The 17,344-nt window shown below is 65.2% G+C and carries 16 protein-coding genes and 1 pseudogene; 11 read left to right on the top strand and 6 right to left on the bottom strand.

The features are described 5' to 3' along the window. The 3 genes and pseudogenes from DL991_RS40960 to DL991_RS42810 form a co-directional block, all read left to right on the top strand. Positions 1-131, top strand: a pseudogene (locus DL991_RS40960) (M20/M25/M40 family metallo-hydrolase); the annotation flags it as partial. 497 nt (positions 132-628) lie between these two features. After that, positions 629-811: a hypothetical protein gene (locus DL991_RS40955; protein ID WP_125789722.1), complete on the top strand. Its 183-nt coding sequence runs from the start codon at positions 629-631 to the stop codon at positions 809-811. Positions 812-861: 50 nt separating this feature from the next. Beyond that, positions 862-1,017 (top strand): hypothetical protein, encoded by a 156-nt coding sequence (locus DL991_RS42810; RefSeq protein ID WP_158634506.1) that lies wholly within the window; start codon positions 862-864, stop codon positions 1,015-1,017. A 382-nt stretch (positions 1,018-1,399) separates the two neighbouring features. Here DL991_RS42810 and DL991_RS40950 read toward each other — a convergent pair whose 3' ends face one another. Next, the gene (locus tag DL991_RS40950) at positions 1,400-4,231 is read right to left on the bottom strand and encodes a tetratricopeptide repeat protein (protein ID WP_125789721.1); all 2,832 of its coding nucleotides are present in this window, start codon (positions 4,229-4,231) and stop codon (positions 1,400-1,402) included. A gap of 57 nt (positions 4,232-4,288) precedes the next feature. Further along, positions 4,289-4,999, bottom strand: a complete 711-nt coding sequence (locus tag DL991_RS40945) for an NUDIX domain-containing protein (protein ID WP_125789720.1) — start codon at positions 4,997-4,999, stop codon at positions 4,289-4,291. Positions 5,000-5,169: 170 nt separating this feature from the next. Here DL991_RS40945 and DL991_RS40940 point away from each other — a divergent pair, with 170 nt between their 5' ends. From DL991_RS40940 to DL991_RS40930, 3 genes are all read left to right on the top strand, one after another. Continuing rightward, positions 5,170-5,394, top strand: coding sequence for a hypothetical protein (locus tag DL991_RS40940; RefSeq protein ID WP_125789719.1), 225 nt, complete (start codon positions 5,170-5,172; stop codon positions 5,392-5,394). A 360-nt stretch (positions 5,395-5,754) separates the two neighbouring features. Beyond that, a complete protein-coding gene (locus tag DL991_RS40935; RefSeq protein ID WP_199754301.1) occupies positions 5,755-5,952 on the top strand; it encodes a transposase in 198 nt (65 codons plus the stop codon). Between the two features lie 86 nt (positions 5,953-6,038). Further along, on the top strand, positions 6,039-6,920 hold the full coding sequence (locus DL991_RS40930) for an IS3 family transposase (protein WP_125789718.1): 882 nt from the start codon (positions 6,039-6,041) through the stop codon (positions 6,918-6,920). Positions 6,921-7,419: 499 nt separating this feature from the next. Here the strand turns inward: DL991_RS40930 and DL991_RS40925 are convergent, their stop codons facing one another. Together DL991_RS40925 and DL991_RS44150 are read right to left on the bottom strand one after the other, a co-directional pair. Then, positions 7,420-8,769, bottom strand: a complete 1,350-nt coding sequence (locus DL991_RS40925) for a site-specific integrase (RefSeq protein ID WP_125789717.1) — start codon at positions 8,767-8,769, stop codon at positions 7,420-7,422. 21 nt (positions 8,770-8,790) lie between these two features. Then, entirely contained in the window at positions 8,791-8,967 is a 177-nt protein-coding gene (locus DL991_RS44150; protein ID WP_125789716.1) for a helix-turn-helix domain-containing protein, read from the bottom strand. A gap of 2,738 nt (positions 8,968-11,705) precedes the next feature. Between DL991_RS44150 and DL991_RS40915 the strand changes: the two genes are divergently transcribed. Next, on the top strand, positions 11,706-12,266 hold the full coding sequence (locus DL991_RS40915) for a helix-turn-helix transcriptional regulator (protein ID WP_125789715.1): 561 nt from the start codon (positions 11,706-11,708) through the stop codon (positions 12,264-12,266). Between the two features lie 42 nt (positions 12,267-12,308). Here DL991_RS40915 and DL991_RS40910 read toward each other — a convergent pair whose 3' ends face one another. Further along, positions 12,309-12,536, bottom strand: coding sequence for a hypothetical protein (locus DL991_RS40910; RefSeq protein WP_125789714.1), 228 nt, complete (start codon positions 12,534-12,536; stop codon positions 12,309-12,311). A 327-nt stretch (positions 12,537-12,863) separates the two neighbouring features. Here DL991_RS40910 and DL991_RS43860 point away from each other — a divergent pair, with 327 nt between their 5' ends. Next, a complete protein-coding gene (locus DL991_RS43860; protein WP_255433436.1) occupies positions 12,864-12,998 on the top strand; it encodes a hypothetical protein in 135 nt (44 codons plus the stop codon). A 488-nt stretch (positions 12,999-13,486) separates the two neighbouring features. On the opposite strand, the gene DL991_RS40905 is transcribed toward DL991_RS43860, so the two are convergent. Next, a complete protein-coding gene (locus DL991_RS40905; protein ID WP_125789713.1) occupies positions 13,487-14,311 on the bottom strand; it encodes a GntR family transcriptional regulator in 825 nt (274 codons plus the stop codon). Between the two features lie 406 nt (positions 14,312-14,717). Here DL991_RS40905 and DL991_RS40900 point away from each other — a divergent pair, with 406 nt between their 5' ends. The 3 genes from DL991_RS40900 to DL991_RS40890 are packed head-to-tail and all read left to right on the top strand — an operon-like array spanning position 14,718 to position 17,106. Beyond that, positions 14,718-14,999, top strand: a complete 282-nt coding sequence (locus DL991_RS40900; protein WP_125789712.1) for a hypothetical protein — start codon at positions 14,718-14,720, stop codon at positions 14,997-14,999. Beyond that, complete coding sequence (locus tag DL991_RS40895) at positions 14,999-15,424, top strand: hypothetical protein (RefSeq protein ID WP_125789711.1); 426 nt, start codon at positions 14,999-15,001, stop codon at positions 15,422-15,424. Before DL991_RS40900 ends, DL991_RS40895 begins: the two co-directional genes overlap by 1 nt. Then, a complete protein-coding gene (locus tag DL991_RS40890) occupies positions 15,421-17,106 on the top strand; it encodes a hypothetical protein (protein ID WP_125789710.1) in 1,686 nt (561 codons plus the stop codon). Before DL991_RS40895 ends, DL991_RS40890 begins: the two co-directional genes overlap by 4 nt. The last annotated feature ends 238 nt before the right edge of the window (positions 17,107-17,344 follow it).

The following is a 17,344-nucleotide window of genomic DNA, read 5'->3' as shown; positions in this document are numbered from 1 at the left end:
GCGCGCTCCTGATCCACGGTCACCTCGACGCCGTCCCGGCCGACGCCTCGGAGTGGTCGGTCCACCCGTTCTCGGGCGCGATCCAGGACGACTACGTCTGGGGCCGCGGCGCCGTTGATATGAAGGACATGTCGAATGGTGCAGATAAGACGTGTATCTCCGTGCTCGGCAGGGCTGCCGAAATGCAGAGAAGTTGCAGGTAGAAGCGCCGTAGGTCCAACATCGCAGAGTTCGGACGTCAGTCCACAATGGAGTTTCGGGCCGGATCTGGGCCGCCTCAGGAACCTCGGGCCTACTGCGAGGCGGGGCACTCTGAAGGACGCGAGGTCGGAGGCCGTGCAGGCTCGATGCATGTGACTGCGCTGGTCGGACCCCGTCGAGTTCTTCCGCTGGCAGCTGTAAATGATCGTTCTTAGCTATAAGTTGTAGGAAGTTGCGTCGCGCGAGAGTCGAGCGCTTGATCGCGGGTTTGGCGTGAATATTGTGATCTTCTTTGAAGGACCGATATGGACTGGAAGTCGAGAGTTGGAGCATTAGCGCGGCAGTTGCCGGACGGTTAGTTGATCGCATTGAGACGTGAGAACGCCCTGCGGAAGCTGCACAAAGGTCCGATGACTACACGGCCACGATGGACGCGCACGTGCCGTTCGAGTCGTGGCTGGAGCGCGACACGGCCATGGTCTTGAACTTCCAATACGACGTGGTTTCCTTTGCCACGCAGCCGATCTGGCTGTTGCGGTCTGACACCGGTCGGGCGCTCTCACGCACGCTGGCCTTCTTCGCCCGCACCGCCAAGGCGTCGGTATGGTGAGCGACTGCCGCCCGCTCCGGCTGGAGAGACCACGATCGCCTGCACGCTCGATGAGCTGCTCACCCGCGTTGGCGCCGGACCTGGCGCAGCGTCCACGGACGCGGCCTGCTGACGCGCGGGTCAAGGCCCGCGCCGCGACCTCCGCCCCGCTGCCCGCCGCGCCGGACTACGACGCGCGGGAGACCGACGACGGCTTCGACGACTAGGCTGCTGGCGACGACGAGCTGGGCACCGTGATCCCGTTCGGCGTGTTCGACACGCATGAGGAGACGAAGCGGTGGCTGTGACCCCGGACCCGGCCACCCGGACAACCCGCTGACCACGCAGGAAGGCTGGTCGCGGTGGTCGACCGCAATCACCGCCGCGCCGACCGCGCTGTGCTCGTCCTTCGAATATTGTTGATCGACGCCACTCCCGGAGTAGTCGGCGCGCTAGTGAAGCTGCACCAAACCGGTCTGCTTTGAGTGCAGTTGTTGGCCCGCACGTCCGAAGCCGCTTGACACTCCGACTCCGACTGCTGCGTCTTCGTCTACGGGCAGATTCGCGCAAACCGCCCCCGGCCTGGATGCTTTCTACCAACGTCGCGGTTCACGTGTGGTCGAGGTCGTCGAGTTGGCTTTGGGCGCGCTCGGCGTCGGTGTCGCGGCCTTGGTCCCGGTACAGCTCCAGCGCCTCCCGCCACACCGTGCGGGCCTGCTCGTGCCGGCCGAGGGCGGCGTGGGGATGGCCCACGTCGTCGAGGGTGTCCGCGACCCTGTAGGCGTCGCCGAGGTCGCGGCGCAGGGTGAGGGCGTGGTGGTAGTGGTCAAGGGCCTGGTGGTGGTCGCCGGTGTGGTGGGCGATGTAGCCCAGGCTGTCCAGGGTGGCCGCCTCGCCGTCGGGGTCGTGGTGGTGTCGGTGCAGGGCGAGGGCGGCCTGGCAGTGCTCGCGGGCGGTGTCGAACTGGCCTAGGCGCGCGGACAACCAGCCCACCGCGTTGAGCGCGGTGGCTTCCCGCACCGGCTGGTCGAGGGCGCGGAAGAGGTCGAGGGCGCAGCGGGCGTGCTCCAGGGCCTGCCGGTCGTCCCCCTGTCGTCCCCAGACGAACGCAAGTGCCCGGTGGGTGAGGGCCTGTTCGGTGGGGTCGTGGTTGCGCAGGGCCATGTCCAGGGCCTGCTCCAAGCGGGTGGTGGCCTGTTCGTGCAGGCCCAGCCGGGAGCAGGCACGGCCGAGGCGTCGGTGGGCGCGGCTGCGGGTGGCGGGGTCGGGCAGGTGGTCGACGGCGTGCAGTGCGGCCTGCCACGTGGTGACCTCGTCGTGCCGGTGTCCTCGCCGCTGGTGGAAGGTGTTCAGGTTCCAGGCCAGGTGCCAGACGGTGTGGTGGTGGCCGAGGGTGGCGGCGGTGCGCTGGGTGGCCAGCAGGGTGGCGTGCTCCGCGGCCAGCCAGGCCAGTGCCGCGTCGGTGTCGGGCAGCGGGTGCGGGTGCACGCCGGGCGCGGGCGGCTCGGGCGACAGGAGCGGGCGGTGGGGGTCCAGGAGGCGGTCGGCGGTGTGGGCGGTGTGCAGGTGGAAGTCCCCTACCCGGGTCAGGGCCGCTTCCCGCATTTCCTCGGGCAGAGTGGTGTGGGCGGTGTCCGTGGCGTAGGCGCGGATCAGGTCGTGCATGGCGTAGCGGCCGTCCGGCCGCCGTTCCAGCAGGGAGGCGTTCTCCAGCGCGTTCAGCGTCCTGCGGGCGAGGCGGCCGGGCAGGCCGGTGAGGGCGGCGGTGGCGGGTGGGGTGGTGTCGGGACCGGGGGCGATGCCCAGCAGCGCGAACACGGTGCGCTGGGTGTCGGTGAGGTGGCGCAGGGACCAGGACAGCACGGTGGGCAGGCTGGCGGCCGGGTCGGTGTCGTGGTCGAGCGCCTCCAGGCCGAGATCGCGTAGTTCGGCGGCGGCCTCGGCCAGCGCGACGCCGGGGCGGGTGCCGGCGGTGCGCGCGGTGATCGACAACGCCAGCGGGTGGCCCCCGCACAGCCCGATCAGCTCGTCCACCGCTTCGGGTTCGGCGGCGACGCGGTCGGCGCCCAGGCGGGCGGCCAGCAGGCCGCGGGCCTCCTCGGGTGGCAGGACATCCAGGGGCAGGTGGCGGGCGCCGTGCCGGTCGATCAGCGAGGCCAGCCGGTGCCGGCCGGTGACCAGCACCGTGCAGGACGGCGAGCCAGGCAGCAGCGGTGCGACCTGGTCGCTGGTGGCGGCGTTGTCCAGCACGATGAGCATCCGCCGCCCGGCCACCAGGCTGCGGTAGAGCGTGGCCTGGGCGTCGAGGTCGGTGGGAATGCGGTCCGGGTCGACGCCCAGGGCGTCGAGGAACCCGCGCACCGCCACCGCCGGCTGCACCGGTTCGCCGGTGGGGCTGAAGCCGTGCAGGTCGACGAACAGCTGCCCGTCGGGAAACCGATCCAGATGCCGGTATGCCCAGGTCAGGGCGAGCCAGGTCTTGCCGATGCCGCCGGTGCCGCCGATCGCGGAGATCATCGCTGTCGCGCCGCCACCCGGACCTGCTCCGGGCGAGGAGCCCTCAGCCGCGCTGAGGGCGCGGTCGAGCTCTGCCAGCTGGTCGGCACGGCCGACGAACCTCGCCGGCGCCGCGACCAGCTGGTGTGGAACGGTGCCGGTCGCCGGGTTCGGCGGTGTGGTGTGGCGGGCAAGAAGTTCGAAGGCGAACGCGGCGGCGTGGCAGGATGCGGTGGGCTGCCAGTGTGCGTCAGCGGTTTCGGTTTTGCCCGAGAGTAGATCGGAGATGCCGCGCACGACCAGGGCCTGGACGGTGTCGTTGACGTAGGCGCCGTGCAGGAACCCGTAGCCCTCCATTTCGACCGCGGCGGCGTCCCCGCAGTAGGTGGCCAGGTAGCGGGCGGTGGCGGCGTTCTGGTCGGCGATCACTTTGCTGCCCGCGGCGATCGGCTTGATCACCGCCTTCGGCGCCGGTTGGGGGGTGGTGGGCAGGATGCGGTGCTGCCAGGCGTCGTCCCGGGCCACGGCTTTCGCGCGTGCGATCAACCGGTGGGCCGGTGCTTTGGTCTTGATGCGGGGCAGGAACTCGCTGGCGGTGTCCTTCCCGGACTCGTAGTCGTAGATCTCGTCGGCGATCACGACGTCGCCAGGTTCGACGTCCTTGCGGCCGCCGGCGACGCCGACGAACAGCACGACCTGCGGGTGGAACACCGAGATCGCACGCTCGAGTTCGATCCCGGCCTGGGTGTTGCCGACGCCGGTCTGCGCGAGCGCGACCACCCAGCGTCCGTGGCCGGTGCGGAAGGTGCCGACCTGGTAGAGGGTGCCGTTCTTCTCGCGCTCGTCGAAGGGGCCGTCCAGGTGTTCGCGAACGGCGCGGTATTCGACGTTCAGGGCGGTGCAGATCACCGCGGTGCCCAGCACGGTGTCGTTGCTGGTGGTCATGGCATCCTCCGCGTGCTCGTGCCTGTGGTTGAGCGAGTGCGCAGTGCTGGTGTCGGGTTACTGAGTTCTCGGGTGTCGTTCGCGTTGCAGGGCGGGGTGCAGCCGGGGGGCCGGTCCGGCGCGGAACAGCGCGGCCGGGCGGCCGCCGTCGGTGGCGGCCTTTTGGCCGGTCGGGATGAGGAAGTCCTCGGCGTGGGTGACCTTGCGGTGGAAGTTCGAGGGATCCAGCCTGGTGTCCCAGATGACTTCGTAGACCGAGCGGAGTTCGGCGATGGTGAATTCCGGCGGGCAGAACGTGGTGGCGACGGTCGTGTCGGAGAGGCTGTCGCGGGCGTGCTCGACGGCGTCGGTGAGCAACTGGTGGTGATCGAAAGCCAGCTTGTCCGGTTGAGCCAGCAGTTCGCCGGCGGGGCGCCAAGTCGCGGTCGCGGCTCCGCCGCCGGCGGCGGGCAGGGGAAGGTCGGGCAGGAGTGCGACGTAGAGGACGGACACGATACGGCCGCGAGGATCGCGGTCGGGTTCGCTGTAGGCGTGCAACTGGCGGACGTGCAGGTGCGTGACATCCAGGCCGGTCTCCTGGGCCAGCTTGCGATGAGCGGCATCGTCCAGCGTCTCCCCGGCCAGCAGAAAGCCACCCGGAAGGGCGGACGCGCCCTGGTGAGGTGGGGTGGCGCGCTCGATGACCAAGGCCTGCAGTGTCTGCTCGCGGACGGTGAGAATCGCCAGGTCGACGGCGACCGCGCAGTGGGGCAGCTCTTTGAGCCTCATGGCCCACATCTTACCTTCTTGTCTGATTGACCAGAAGAGCTCTCGGCGCTATCTTTCGAGGGACGGTCGGAATTGTCATCATGACCATAAGTCGTCGCTCTGCGGTGGCTGAGCTGCCGAAACCAGGCCAAGGTCAGGACCAGGGCGTCTCTACCAGAAGGAGTGGACAGATGAAGGTTCTGTGCTCGGTACGTACCTTGTTCCTGCTCACGATCTGGGCAGGCGGAATCGGCATGATCCTCGGCGTGATCCTGATCCAGTCAGTAACGCCGTCCCTGCATCGCGCCGACCCTGCTACGTCCGTCGGCGACGCACCTCGGGCCGAGGCGATCGGCCCCTACGCTTCCGCTGGGATCACATTCACTGAGACAACCCAGGAGCGGCGATCTCAATGAGACTGATTCCGAACAGGTCAGTGGGCATGTTGCCGGATCATGTCAACGAGTCAGGACACTCTTCTATGAACCGGATCGTCCGCTGTGCTCGTCCGGGCGGCAATGAGCCCGACGCCTGCGATGAGGGCTCGGTCGGCAAACAGCGGCCGCGTCCTCATCGCAGGCGACTTTCGCCTCGCGGTGCAAACTTGTGGTTGACCTCGCTCCTGTCAGTCGGGGCGAGTAGTGGCGCCAGACCCGTCCGCCCCTGGCATGGCTTGGGAGGCGTAGGCGAAGACAGACGAGACATACACCTATGGAGTTGCCCCCTGGGAGCGGACACCTTGATTCCAGACGTTGGTCTGGAGGGAGGATGTCCTGGTGTCTCGCAGGTCGAAGTATCCGGAGCAGTTCCGTCGTGACGCGATCGAGCTGGTCAACACGAGTGACAGGCCGTTGCGTCAGATCGCTCGTGAGCTGGGGGTCAATCACGAGACCCTGCGGTCGTGGGTGAATGCCGCCAAGCAAGCCGCTGAAGCCGGGCCGGTGGAGGATCCCGCGGTCACGGACGAGGTCTAACGACTGCGGAAAAAAGTCGCTGAACTGCAGAAAGAGAAGGAGATCCTGCGCAAAGCAGCCGCCTATTTTGCCAAAGAGATGGATCGATGATCTACCGCTACCGGTTCATCTCCGAGCATCGCGCCGAGTTCGGCGTGAAGCGGCTATGCCAGGTCCTGGGTCTGCGTCGGCAGGGCTTCCACGAGTGGACCGCCGCCGAGGCGGCCCGTGAGGCCGCGGCGGAACAGGAGCGGGAGCTGATAGCGGTGATCGCCTCGATCCACGCGCAGCGCCGGGGTGCCTATGGGCAGCCCCGGATCACCGCGGAGCTGCGCCGCCGCGGACGCGTGGTGAACCACAGGCGAGTCGAGCGGCTGATGCGTGAGCAGGGCCTGGCCGGGAGCACCCGTCGGAAACGCCGGAGCCTGACCAGGCCCGCCGCTGCTGCGGTGACACCGGTGGCGGATGTGATCCGCCGTGATTTCACCGCCGAGCATCCTGGCCGTCGGTTCGTCGGGGACATCACCTACCTGCCCACCTTCCAGGGCTGGCTTTACCTGGCCACGGTGATCGATCTGCACAGCCGTGAGGTCGTCGGGCACGCGATGGGCGATCACCTGCGCGCCGACCTGGTCTGCGACGCGATCACCCTGGCCACCGCACGCGGCCTGATCCGCCCCGCCGCGGTGTTCCACTCCGACCGCGGCGTCCAGTACACCTCCGGCCAATTCCGCGCCGCGCTCACCGAACACCGGATCCGCCCGTCGATCGGACGGACCGGGTCCTGCTACGACAACGCCGTCGCCGAAGCGTTCTTCGCCACCCTCAAAACTGAGATCGGCACCACCATCTGGCGCACCCGTGACCAGGCACGACACGACCTATACCGCTACCTCCACTACTACAACCACAACCGTCTACATTCGACACTCAACCACCGAACACCCCACGAAACCCGAACCAGCTACAGTCACCACCAAGCCGCGTGAAATCCCCGTGTCCTCCATCCGGGGGCAACTCCACCTAAGTGGCAGGCCTTCCCGCCCGGGACGTCGAGTGCCCCACGAACAAACGTTGATACACGGCGGCGATCGTCCCACATCCGTTCAGCCCGCGGCTCGGCCGCCGACGGATCGCGCCAGTTGGCGGCGACCAAGGTCGCTCTGGCCGCAGAATCTCCGTTCTCGCCGCACGCAGCGTAGGTCGCCCGACGGGCCACGTCCGTTCGCCTGCCGTGAGAACTCCCGAGTCATCTATGCGGTTTCGCTCAGAACCAGGGACTCTATACCAATCCGAGGCTGCGGGAACACCGCCTAGGCAAGCGGGTTCGGGTGACGAATACGCGGCTGTTGTTGAGTGTGGCATCGGTGCTGCGGCGAACGTGTGCCCAACTGTAGAATCACGACGGAGTAATAGTCGCTGTGGCCTACGCTCAACCCAATCGCTGCGTGTGCGCAACGAGACATACGCAGGCGCTGGATGGCCAGGTCAATGTCCTGCAAGGCGCGGACGTCGAAGTCTGCCCGCTATCTTTCGCGAGGTACCTGAAGGACGTTTCTTCGAAGTCGCGCCTGGTGTTGTTCTGGATGGCCGGGCGTGGATCGTCCCATCTTCAGGGGGGAACATCGCATCGGTTGCAGCACGAGCTCGCTCGTGGCTGCTTGGCATTAAGTGGACATATGTTCTGAGCGTGAAAGCCTCGTCTGCGTGTCCGAGAAACGCGGCCAGCTCCTTGATGTTGACGCCTTGAGTCAACATGTGGGATGCGTACAGGTGCCGCAGGGCGTGTGTGCCATCGACCTGGCCCTCGTAAAACTCGCCGGCCGTCACGAAGGCTGGTTTCCAGACCTCCGTGGCCCAGTCTTTGGACCACCAGGCCTTGCCCTTAGCATTTGTCAACAGTAGCCGCACAGTCATGAACTCCTGGCCGTCCTGCTCAGCCCAAGGCAATGTGACGCTGATCGGCGGATAACGGAGAATGTGTGCGTCGATTCGCTGTAGTATGCCATCGCTGATGGGAATTTCTCGCTCTTTGTGTCCCTTGGGTAGCTTGAATTGGAGGGGGGTAGAACGAGAAACAAGCTGGCGTGCGCAGCGATATATCATCCGTTTGCGGTCGATAAAGTCTGGGGAAAAGGCGAGCGTTTCGCCTACTCGTAAGCCGAGCCCGCCTCCAAGGGTTGTTCCTATTCTGTACCTATCTGGTATAGCGGCTTCGATCGCGTGGAATTTTCGATCGCTCCATGGTGTGATCAGTCGTGTTATCCGCTTGGGTCCAGAGATGTGTTTTCTTTTGCAAGGGTTGAAGAGAATCTTTCCGTCTGCTACCGCTGCGTCAAGCATGGCGCTTAGGTTGTTCCAGCATTCGACTTGATAGTTTGCCGAGATCTTGGAAACGCTGCTCATCCAGTGCTTCCACTCACGCAGGGCGGCGTCGTCGATGTTCTTTAGTGTTCTCCGTCCCAGTTTGGGGAAAATTTGACACCTGAATAGATTGCCGACTGTGTACTGGCTTGAGGCGTCTTGTGAGCGTCCTTTCAGGTAGGTGGCTGCCCAGTCCTCGACGAGGAGTTCGCCGGCCTTCGGATCTCGGTACACGCCAGCCAGCACGTCGTTCTCCATCTTGGTTTTGAAGTTCTTTGCTAGCGTGTACTTCCCGTCAGGAAATGAGCGAGAACGTTCTCTCTTGTCTGGGTCAAGATACTTGACTCGATACCGGCTCCCTTTTCCGTACCGTTCGGTTCGAATCATGATCGGTTTTTTGTCGCTGTCGAACAGTTTTCTCTTGGTGTCTGGGTCGCGCTTCTGCTTCATCCAGCGATCTTCGATCGAAGCCATGCTTGTCTTCCTGTGTTCTGGTCACCACGAGTCGTTGTCTTTATGTAGGTCGTCCAGCCAGTCGCTAACTCTGGCGGGGGAGTACCTCACATACTTGCCCATGCGAACCCATGGTGGCCCAAATCTGGTTTGGCGCCAGTGGGCGAGAGTTTTCTTGGTGACGCCAAGATACCTGGAAAGATCGTCGGTTGACAACATGTTCTCGCCGCCTTCGCATGACCTCATTTCTTACGCCATCAGTGAAGGTGTGCCCGCGGCTTTAGGGCCGACAAGTGCGCAGAGAGGTTGACGGGGCGAAGCGAGCCTAAACCGAGGCCTTTGGGGCTATAGCACTCTGAAGCTTTGATATTTCCCTTCATGGTCCTCTGTCTCTGTTGTCGATGAACTGATGCGTGCGGGCGTTGGTCCGAGCTTCACGTCTGGCGCCTACCTCTTCGGCTTGTGGGCCACTTGCGGGGAATGTTGCGCCGACCGTCGCGCTGGTTGTTTTCGGCGTGAACGCCGTGCATCGGCGGGCGCTGAGTGGTGGGGATGTATGGCGTCTACGAAGGACGTGTGGATAGTTGTGCCTCGGGGTAGCCCGGCAGCAGGTCCACTGGGGCCTCGTGTCTGCGTTGTGTCTACGGTTCGTCAGGTGAGGAGTCCTCCCAGCTGTAGTTGTCCTGGACGTTTGGCGAATCTGAGTGGGTTGGATTGTGTCCGCCTAGTGGTGCTGGACGTGCGCCGGATGGTGAGCGCGTCTCGGGGCAAGGTGACGGTCTCTGACCTTCACCCTGGACAAGTCGCGTGGCAGTTGACTCCACATGACCGAGACTAGTCGCTATCGCCAACTAGTCAACTGTCACGCGACTTATCCCTTGACGTGAGCTGCGCCGGACGATCTACTGGGTGAACCCTCGGGGATGGTTGCGTGGGAGGTCCTCAGGATGCGGGTGTGGCCTGCAGCCAGGACGCCCTACTTGTTACGCGCCTGTTCCAGCCCGTAGTGCAGCAACAGAGACGCCCGTCCTGGGGAAAGGTCGGGTCAGAACCAGTCAGTTCACGCAAGGATCTCAGTGAAAGCAGACTCTTTCGCGCCCGTAGACCGCGATCGTGCACCATCGGGCGAAAGCCCTTCCGGGCCAGAAGGCTTTGACCGCATTGCGTTCACTGCTCCGTACGTGCTCATCGACAGCGAGAACGCAGGTTTAGCCACTACACGCTCCTTAGGTGATGCGCAGGCTTACGTGGCATCACATCCGGAGGCAAGAACCATCGCCGGCGCGCTCCGACGTCAGCTTCTTGCCGTGGATATCGATCCTCAGGATTGTGGTGCCGAAGCCGAGGCTGGCGAAGCGCTGACAGACCTGCTCGTCGCATGGTGCGAGCGGCGCGGGCTGTGGTGGACGAAGCGGGAGTCCGGTCGCCCTGGGCACTACCACGTTATCGTCTACGTCCCCCGAGTCCTCCAACCCGAGTTCCGGACCGTAGTTCGAACGCTCTCCGGCCATCATGGCGTACCGGCGACGGTACGGTCGACCATCCGGCTCCTGAGCGCACCTCACCGCTCAGGCGCGCCGAGCGAGATTTCGTCCCAGAACTTGACCAGAGCCGGTCTTGAGGACCTTCAGACCGCCTTGGACCTGCCGTCGGGATCCTCAAAGGGAACCCAGTCGGACGACGGAACTCAGTCGGATGTCCGGTGCGACGACGTGCCGCTCCGCCGGAACGCCGCGAAGCAAAGCAGCAGGTCTGAGTCGGAGTTCGGCGAAGCGCTCGCCCGCGTACGTGCGCTGTGGCCGATTGAACGAGCGTGGGCGGCTGCCCAGCGCCCTGGCTCGAAAGCACACGAGATCGGGTACAGGGCATGGCGGCGGTGGTTCTGGGCGCCAGCGGTCACCATTGTGGACGCGGAACGACGGATCGACATCGCGTCCGCGTGGGACCACTTCCGCCGTGCCTCCCCGGAACAGGCTGCTCACCTCGGATATACGGGATGGCTGACGTCGAGATGGTGGCCAGCCGTCGAGGAAGCGGGGAGGAGTCGTCCCCGTCGCACCAGAACGACGCCAGGCAACGTCCTAGACACAACGCCCGAAGCGCGAGCGAGCGCCACGCGGGACATACAAGACCAGGTAGCTGGGATGTCGGATCGGCTCGCTGAGGCGGCATGCCGCGCGGCTACCGGCGGCGACCGCCTGCCCGGAGGAGTTCGCCTCAAAACACTCTGCATCGCCCTACGCGTGCTCGGGCAGGCGATCGTGACCCGGGCCGGGTCGATATCCATCCGGGCTTGGGCGGAACAAGCGCGCCTGGATCCCAAAACCATACGGCGTGCCCGCGACGCTGCGCAGCAGCTGGGACTGATCGAGCGGGTCCGTCGGTACGGTGGATCGGCCGCCGACTGTGACGCCTGGCTGCCAGCGCGGGATCTTCAGAAAATGTTGGCTCGGGGGAGTCAAGATCGAGATTCCCCCACTGGGCGGTACGCCCCCTACCGCGACGCCCTCGGTTCAGCCAACGTGGAACGGTTGCGGCACACGCACAACGAGGACCGTGAACGGTGGAAGGCCCACCTGGCGGCGAGGTGGCAGCACCACAACGCGCTGTCCACGGCGGCATCGAGGAAGGCGTTCGCAATCTGCCGGCAGCGTCGTTGGTGGAACTCCCTCAGCGAGGTCGAACGTTCACGGCGCAGAACCGCGAGAAGGGCGCTGCTCGCGACACTGCCATCCGGAAGGAGGCGCACCTGGCTCGCCTGGCTGGTGCGCAGACGTAGGCTCACGGCCGCTGCACTCCGCATTATCCAGAGCCACGGTGATGACGAGGATCGCCGCGTGGTCGAACGCTGTCCGGCAACGACGTTTGCCGGGCTGAGCGGGTGGGAGATAGTGCCCGTCTGAGCCGCGCGGAGTCGCGTGACAGTTAAGTTTGGCTGATACTATGCGTGCGACCTGATGGTCATCCCGAGCCTGACACTGGAGTTCTACGTGACGTCAGACCCCAGCGTCCCCTACACCTTCGCGGGCCGCCTCAACTTGCTCTTCGAGAAGGTGCGGCATCCGGCCGAGAAGGATCGCAACGGTCGGCACCGCAACCGGAAGGCCACCGAGCTCGCGACTGCCCTGGGCGTCAGCGACCAGTACGTCTCCAAACTCCGCAAAGGTAAGGAAGTCAACCCGTCTCTGGAACGGATCCGCGGCATCGCCGCCTTCTTTGAAGTGTCGGCAGCTTTCCTGGTCGATGATGACCCGTTGCTAGCCGAATATGTTGTTGCTCAGTTGGATCTCTACGCCGCCTTGATCGACCAGGAGTTGTCGGTCCAGGAGGCGCGGCAGTTGCTCCGCGCGCCTAGCGCGCGACGTCCCCCAGTGCTCGAACGGCTACTTCGTGCGAAGGAGCGATACGACGAGTCGTTCGCCTCGGCGCATGCGCTGTCCCCTGACCCCGGCGAGGCGACTCTCGTCGACCGGATCGGACCGTTGTTTCTCGCACCTGGAGTCGATCGGGAACGCTGATCGAGGGAACTCCGGCTGGTCCGGCACATCGCGGGGCCGGTGTCACTTCGACTCGGCGAGGTCCAGGTCGGCGAGGCGGCCCAGCATGGCGGTCGTTAGATGAGGCAAATGGGCGCGGAGGTCCGCGACCGCTGCTTGCCTTACCGGCGAGGTCTCGGCGCTGGTGACGGCGCGGCTCATCCTGTCATTGAACGTCTCCAATGCGTCGATCCACGCCGTCGGCGTACCAGCCGTGCTGCTCGCGGAGCCGTTCGGGTTACCTGTGTTCACAACGCAGCCCTCCAGTGGGTCATCGGCTCGGTGAGTCGCTCGTCGTGTGCGCGTTCACGTCAATGTATCGAAGCTGGCTTAAAGCCGGTACGCAACTGCGCGGAACACGGGTCTGCCCCACGCAGGTCGATGGCAGCGGCCTGTCGAGCCAGCAGATTCATCAGTGCTTTCTTCTGGGCCCCATGGTGATCGAGTAACTGGTCAGGTCCGTACTAGTCGGCTGCCCGGACAGGTCGGTGCCGAACACCCGCCAGAGCTTGATCGTCAAGATGGCGAGGCCAGCGGCCACGCGGACTTGCTGCTTTCCGTCGCGGTACAGGGCGACGGATGAGGATGATCGACAACGACAACGACAACGACAACGAAGGCGACGACGGGGTGGACCTGATCGTCGAGGTCACCTATGGACCCGCGGTGTTGGAGTACCGGTCTCGCATGCCTCGGCGTACCGGCTCGCCGTAACCGAGTCTTGGTCTGATCGAGCACCTCGTCGGCTGAGGGGATGGTCGATGTGCGTGCGCGTTCACACCATTACGGCGCCGTAGGCGCACTTAGGCGACCCGGCGCGTTCGATACTGTGCGTGAGCATCGAAATAGCTTGGACACCGATCTGATCTCGAGGTGCACGCGCCAGTTGACGCACAGGCAGTCTGCGGGCAGCACACGCGCCGACGCGCGAAAAGCATCGGCCAAGCGGCGGAATAGCCGTTCTAGATGCGATTAAGCGGCTAAGCAAGCGATCGGACGCCTCGCTGTCGGACTTGTAAAGTCGCTCCGACGGCGCCAGGTCGTAGCTTCCTTGCTGCTTGCTTGTTCTGAATGACCGGGGCTAACAGGAGAGCCAGTGTCGCCGCGCGATACGTCGAGCGCACCTGGCGGTAACACTGGGTAGCAGAATTGGTGCGGGGGTCGAGCGGGTTTGGTGGCGGATTGATCTCGCGACGAGACTGCTACGTGGGCGTCCCGATAGTTGGCAGGTGCCCGGTCGTGTTCGCGGGTGACCAAGCGGCCGACGCGTCACGGACCAAGGGGAGTGGCCCAAGCTGAAACCGTTGACCGCTGAGTGTGCGCACCGTGACTTCGGCTGGTCTGCCGTCGGGAAGCGCGCCCACGGTGAAGATCCGGATCGCGGGACTGCCGGGCGTCACTTGAAGGTGTCCGGCGTCGGACTGGCTGGCAGGCTCGGATCCGATGTGTGCGGTCCAGCTGATTGGTCCCCCGATGGATTCCTCGATCAGGGCCGGTATTGAGCGTGGAATGTCGTCCTGGGTCAAGGCGGGGCAAGCCTCGACGATCCAGGCGGGGAGGAAGGTTGCGACCAGCTGGATTGGCTCCTGTTTCCGGCGGCCGGCGGTTCGATCGGCGGGAAGGCCGAGCAGTTGCTCGTTGATGACGACATCGGTGCGCGGATCAAGGTTCAGGAACGTATCGATGCCGGGGGGAGCGCTGGTCGTGCGGGATCCGAAGTCCTTGAGGACGCTCCAGGTGAGACTCGTCGCGCCGAAGACGTAGCCGGCGGAGTCACGCTGGACCAGGTTTGTCCAGGGGAGCTGGTCACGGGATGGGTCAGTCACGAAGGTGCCGTGGCGAGGCCGGGTCTCGACCAGGCCTTCGTCGCGGAGTCGGGCGTAGGCGTCCTGGATGAGGCCTTTGCTGACGCCGTGCTCTGCGGCTACGTCGGCGGCTCGCGGCAGCTGGTCACCGGGCAGGTAGACGCCAGCGTGGATCTGCTCGCGGAACCTGTTGGCGAACTCCTGCACGCGTGAACTGACCATCGACGCTCCCCTGTGACGCTATGACGTTACTGCAAGTAACAAGAGAAGCAAATAGGCGTGACCTATTGACTTCTTTTCGGTCTCCCGACACCTTTAGGCGTGACCTGAAGTACTCTCGGGTCACGTAAGGCGACAGATGCCTCTGGCTCGGGATTGCGCCCCGAGCCAGAGGCGACAGAGACCGACACTTGAGGAGCACCGGTCCCATGCCGTTCATGTTCTCAGCATCACTATCCGCGCGCTGCGGCCAGGGCGCCCCTGAACCTGCTCCCCCCGCCTCCCGCGCTGGTCAGGGTGGGCGTGGCGGTGATTTCCAGTGACCGCGACGGGAGTGCGATGCGCACTGTCAGTACTGCCCTCCTGGCGATGGTCCGCACTGTATGTCGGTGCGTTCATCGCAGCGATTATGATCAAGGTCGCGGCATCGGCGTCGGGATCCATCGTCGGCGCGGCGATCGGATTCGCCCTGGGCGGACCCCTGGGCGCCCTGGCCGGACTGATGATGGCTGCTGCCGCTCACGACAGCTGGGCGTGCAAGTTGCTGGCCGACTTGCTGCTCGACGGCGCTGAGCGGCTCGGCAGGGCTGTCAACCGCGCGGCCGCGCGCGCCGCAGACCTCGTCGCGGACGATGACGACGAACCCGTCGCACGTCGTCCAGCCGACCGCTACGCCGGGGTCCAAATCTGATGACACCGAAACTGGCCACCGAGCCGAAGGACCGCACGCGCGCCCACCTGGCCAACGTGGTGGTGGAACCCGTCATCGACAGTGTTCGATACCCGATCGCGGCGTACACGATCCGCGAGGAGGTCACAGTCTGGCCCGCGGTGTCGGCGGAAATCGGAATCGATCGAGTGATCAGGAGGGTGTCGATCGACCTGACGACGTGGTTCGTCACGTATGCCGGAGACCAGGACACGGTAGGCGTGACACTTCCCGTGGCGTGCCCAGATCAGGATGCGGCGATCAGCCTGGCCGGGGCGTTCGTCGAACACCACAAGCAAGGCTACGCAGACCCTCATGACCTTCCTGGTCTGCTCGACTGGTGCACCTGGTGGGCATCGGAACACCCGCAGATCGACGTGCGGCCGCCGGGCGTGATGATCGAATGACACGGATCCCGGTCTTCGGCCGCTCACGCTCACGCGCCACCGGGAACAACGGACCGTCCGCACTCGAGCAGGCAGACGCCGAGATCCGGCTGGCCGACGCTGATCTGGAACGCTCAATCCGGGCACGCCGCGCCGAACTCGACCTCGTCGAGCGAGAGACCCAGGTGACCAGGCTGCGTACGGAGCAGCAAAAGCACCTGAAACGCAGAGCGGGGCTGCTTCGGGTGGCCGTCAGGCGGCGCCGTCGTCAGCTCAAACGGCGCGCTCGCCTGGTAGCTCGCGCCGAAGTCCGTGCACGGTTCGAGGCAGCCCTCGCTGGTCGTCTCGTCGCGATCCTCGTCGCCTTGGCGGTGGCGACCGCATGGCACGGCCAGTACCGATTCCTGCGTGAGGCGATGGAGTTAGGAGTTCTTTTCGCGGCGGCCGGTGCCACCGCCCTGGAACTCTTCGGCCTCAGCATGTTCGGGATCGCCCGCGACCTGGGCAAGTTCCGTCACCGTGCGCTCCGGGTGCGAATGTTCGGCTGGGCGGTGATCGCGTTCTCGGCCTACAGCAACCTCGAGCACAACGGAGTCGTGCTCGCGGCGATGTCGGTCGCCGGTCCGGTCGCCTGGGAGATGCATGAGTGGTCGCAGCAACGGATCCAGCTGCACCAGGAGGGAAAACTGGTCAGCAGGCCGGTACGGCCGCGGTTCCCGATCGACCAGGTCGTGCTGTTCCCGGTGTGGACGCTGCGGGCATACCGCCAGGCCGTCCGGGATCGGATCGAGAACGTCGATCAAGCCCTGGCCGCAGCCGATCGTGGACGGCTGCCACATGACACAGTCGGCAGGTTGGCAGGTGTGCGGTGGCGCCGCGTGGTGCGTCGATCGATCGCCCAGCATCGCCGATTGATGGAGGCGCCGAACCGGCCGGAATCGGTGTCGATCGATCGAGTCGGTCGACGGCTTGAGTCGGTCGTCAACGACTTGGAGCGGTTGTCTCAGCAACTACAGCAGGTGCCTCGGTGGGGCGTCGATTCGCTCGCCGATAAGACCGGATCGGGTGGGCGACCGCGCTCGACCTGGCTGCGTCGTCGGCGGCGATCAGCGGGGACAGCTTCACCAGCAGCTGCGTTGATCGACGAAACGAGGAAGCTCGACGACGGATCGATCGACCGGCCGGGGAAAGGATCGGCATCGACTCCGGTGTGCGTGTCCGACGAACCGATCGATCATGAGCAGGAACCACCACGGCATCCCGCTGCTCCTCTGTCCGTCGATCGTTCGGCGTCAGCCGTCTCGGAGGCAGGCGCCCCGCCAAGGGCAGCTGCGCGGCGAGCGCCGATGCCCGATCCCGGCTCAGAGAGTCGCCCGATCGCGACACGATCTGATCGATCCGCGCACGACACCGACCGGTCAGGGAGTGACGATCGGAGCGGTTCGTCGATCGCGGCGGGTCGATCCATCCGATCGATCCAAGAATTGCATGACGAGGCGCGGCAGCTGGCGAGACAGTGGGGGTGGACGTCGGCGGCTCACGTCACCGCGGAGGCCTTACGAACTGGACTTCGCATCAGTCCCAAACGCGCACGAGACCTGCGTGCACTGCTTCGGGAGGACTTCGACCAAGGCTGGCTGCCAACCGCCGGGGAATGGGCCGGCCTCCACGTCGACGCGGACCATGACAGCCAACAACCGTGACACCAGTGGCTCCAGCGTTAGTAGTGGAGCTGACGCAGGGCGCCCTGGAAGCGGCCAGTTCAGCACAGCGAACGGTGGACCTTCCAGAACGATCCACTTCTCGTGAAATCCACCGTCCGCTGTGCTACGGCGACGCGTCCAGGCCGCCCACCCTGATCGAGGACTCATGACTGACCACCCTCCTGACCGCGACGATCCGCCCACGACGGAGCCCGACGCGCACGCGGGCCACGACTTG

It is taken from the genome of Amycolatopsis sp. WAC 01375, from assembly GCF_003947325.1.
Lineage (GTDB): Bacteria > Actinomycetota > Actinomycetes > Mycobacteriales > Pseudonocardiaceae > Amycolatopsis.
This window is presented reverse-complemented; position numbering and strand designations above follow the sequence as displayed.

Coding starts and splice junctions, on each gene's coding strand:
- DL991_RS40955 (WP_125789722.1), top strand. CDS start 629: ATGGACGCGCACGTGCCGTTCGAGTCGTGGCTGGAGCGCGACACGGCC.
- DL991_RS42810 (WP_158634506.1), top strand. CDS start 862: ATGAGCTGCTCACCCGCGTTGGCGCCGGACCTGGCGCAGCGTCCACGG.
- DL991_RS40950 (WP_125789721.1), bottom strand. CDS start 4,231: ATGACCACCAGCAACGACACCGTGCTGGGCACCGCGGTGATCTGCACC.
- DL991_RS40945 (WP_125789720.1), bottom strand. CDS start 4,999: ATGAGGCTCAAAGAGCTGCCCCACTGCGCGGTCGCCGTCGACCTGGCG.
- DL991_RS40940 (WP_125789719.1), top strand. CDS start 5,170: ATGAAGGTTCTGTGCTCGGTACGTACCTTGTTCCTGCTCACGATCTGG.
- DL991_RS40930 (WP_125789718.1), top strand. CDS start 6,039: ATGATCTACCGCTACCGGTTCATCTCCGAGCATCGCGCCGAGTTCGGC.
- DL991_RS40925 (WP_125789717.1), bottom strand. CDS start 8,769: ATGGCTTCGATCGAAGATCGCTGGATGAAGCAGAAGCGCGACCCAGAC.
- DL991_RS44150 (WP_125789716.1), bottom strand. CDS start 8,967: ATGTTGTCAACCGACGATCTTTCCAGGTATCTTGGCGTCACCAAGAAA.
- DL991_RS40915 (WP_125789715.1), top strand. CDS start 11,706: ATGGTCATCCCGAGCCTGACACTGGAGTTCTACGTGACGTCAGACCCC.
- DL991_RS43860 (WP_255433436.1), top strand. CDS start 12,864: ATGAGGATGATCGACAACGACAACGACAACGACAACGAAGGCGACGAC.
- DL991_RS40905 (WP_125789713.1), bottom strand. CDS start 14,311: ATGGTCAGTTCACGCGTGCAGGAGTTCGCCAACAGGTTCCGCGAGCAG.
- DL991_RS40900 (WP_125789712.1), top strand. CDS start 14,718: ATGATCAAGGTCGCGGCATCGGCGTCGGGATCCATCGTCGGCGCGGCG.
- DL991_RS40895 (WP_125789711.1), top strand. CDS start 14,999: ATGACACCGAAACTGGCCACCGAGCCGAAGGACCGCACGCGCGCCCAC.
- DL991_RS40890 (WP_125789710.1), top strand. CDS start 15,421: ATGACACGGATCCCGGTCTTCGGCCGCTCACGCTCACGCGCCACCGGG.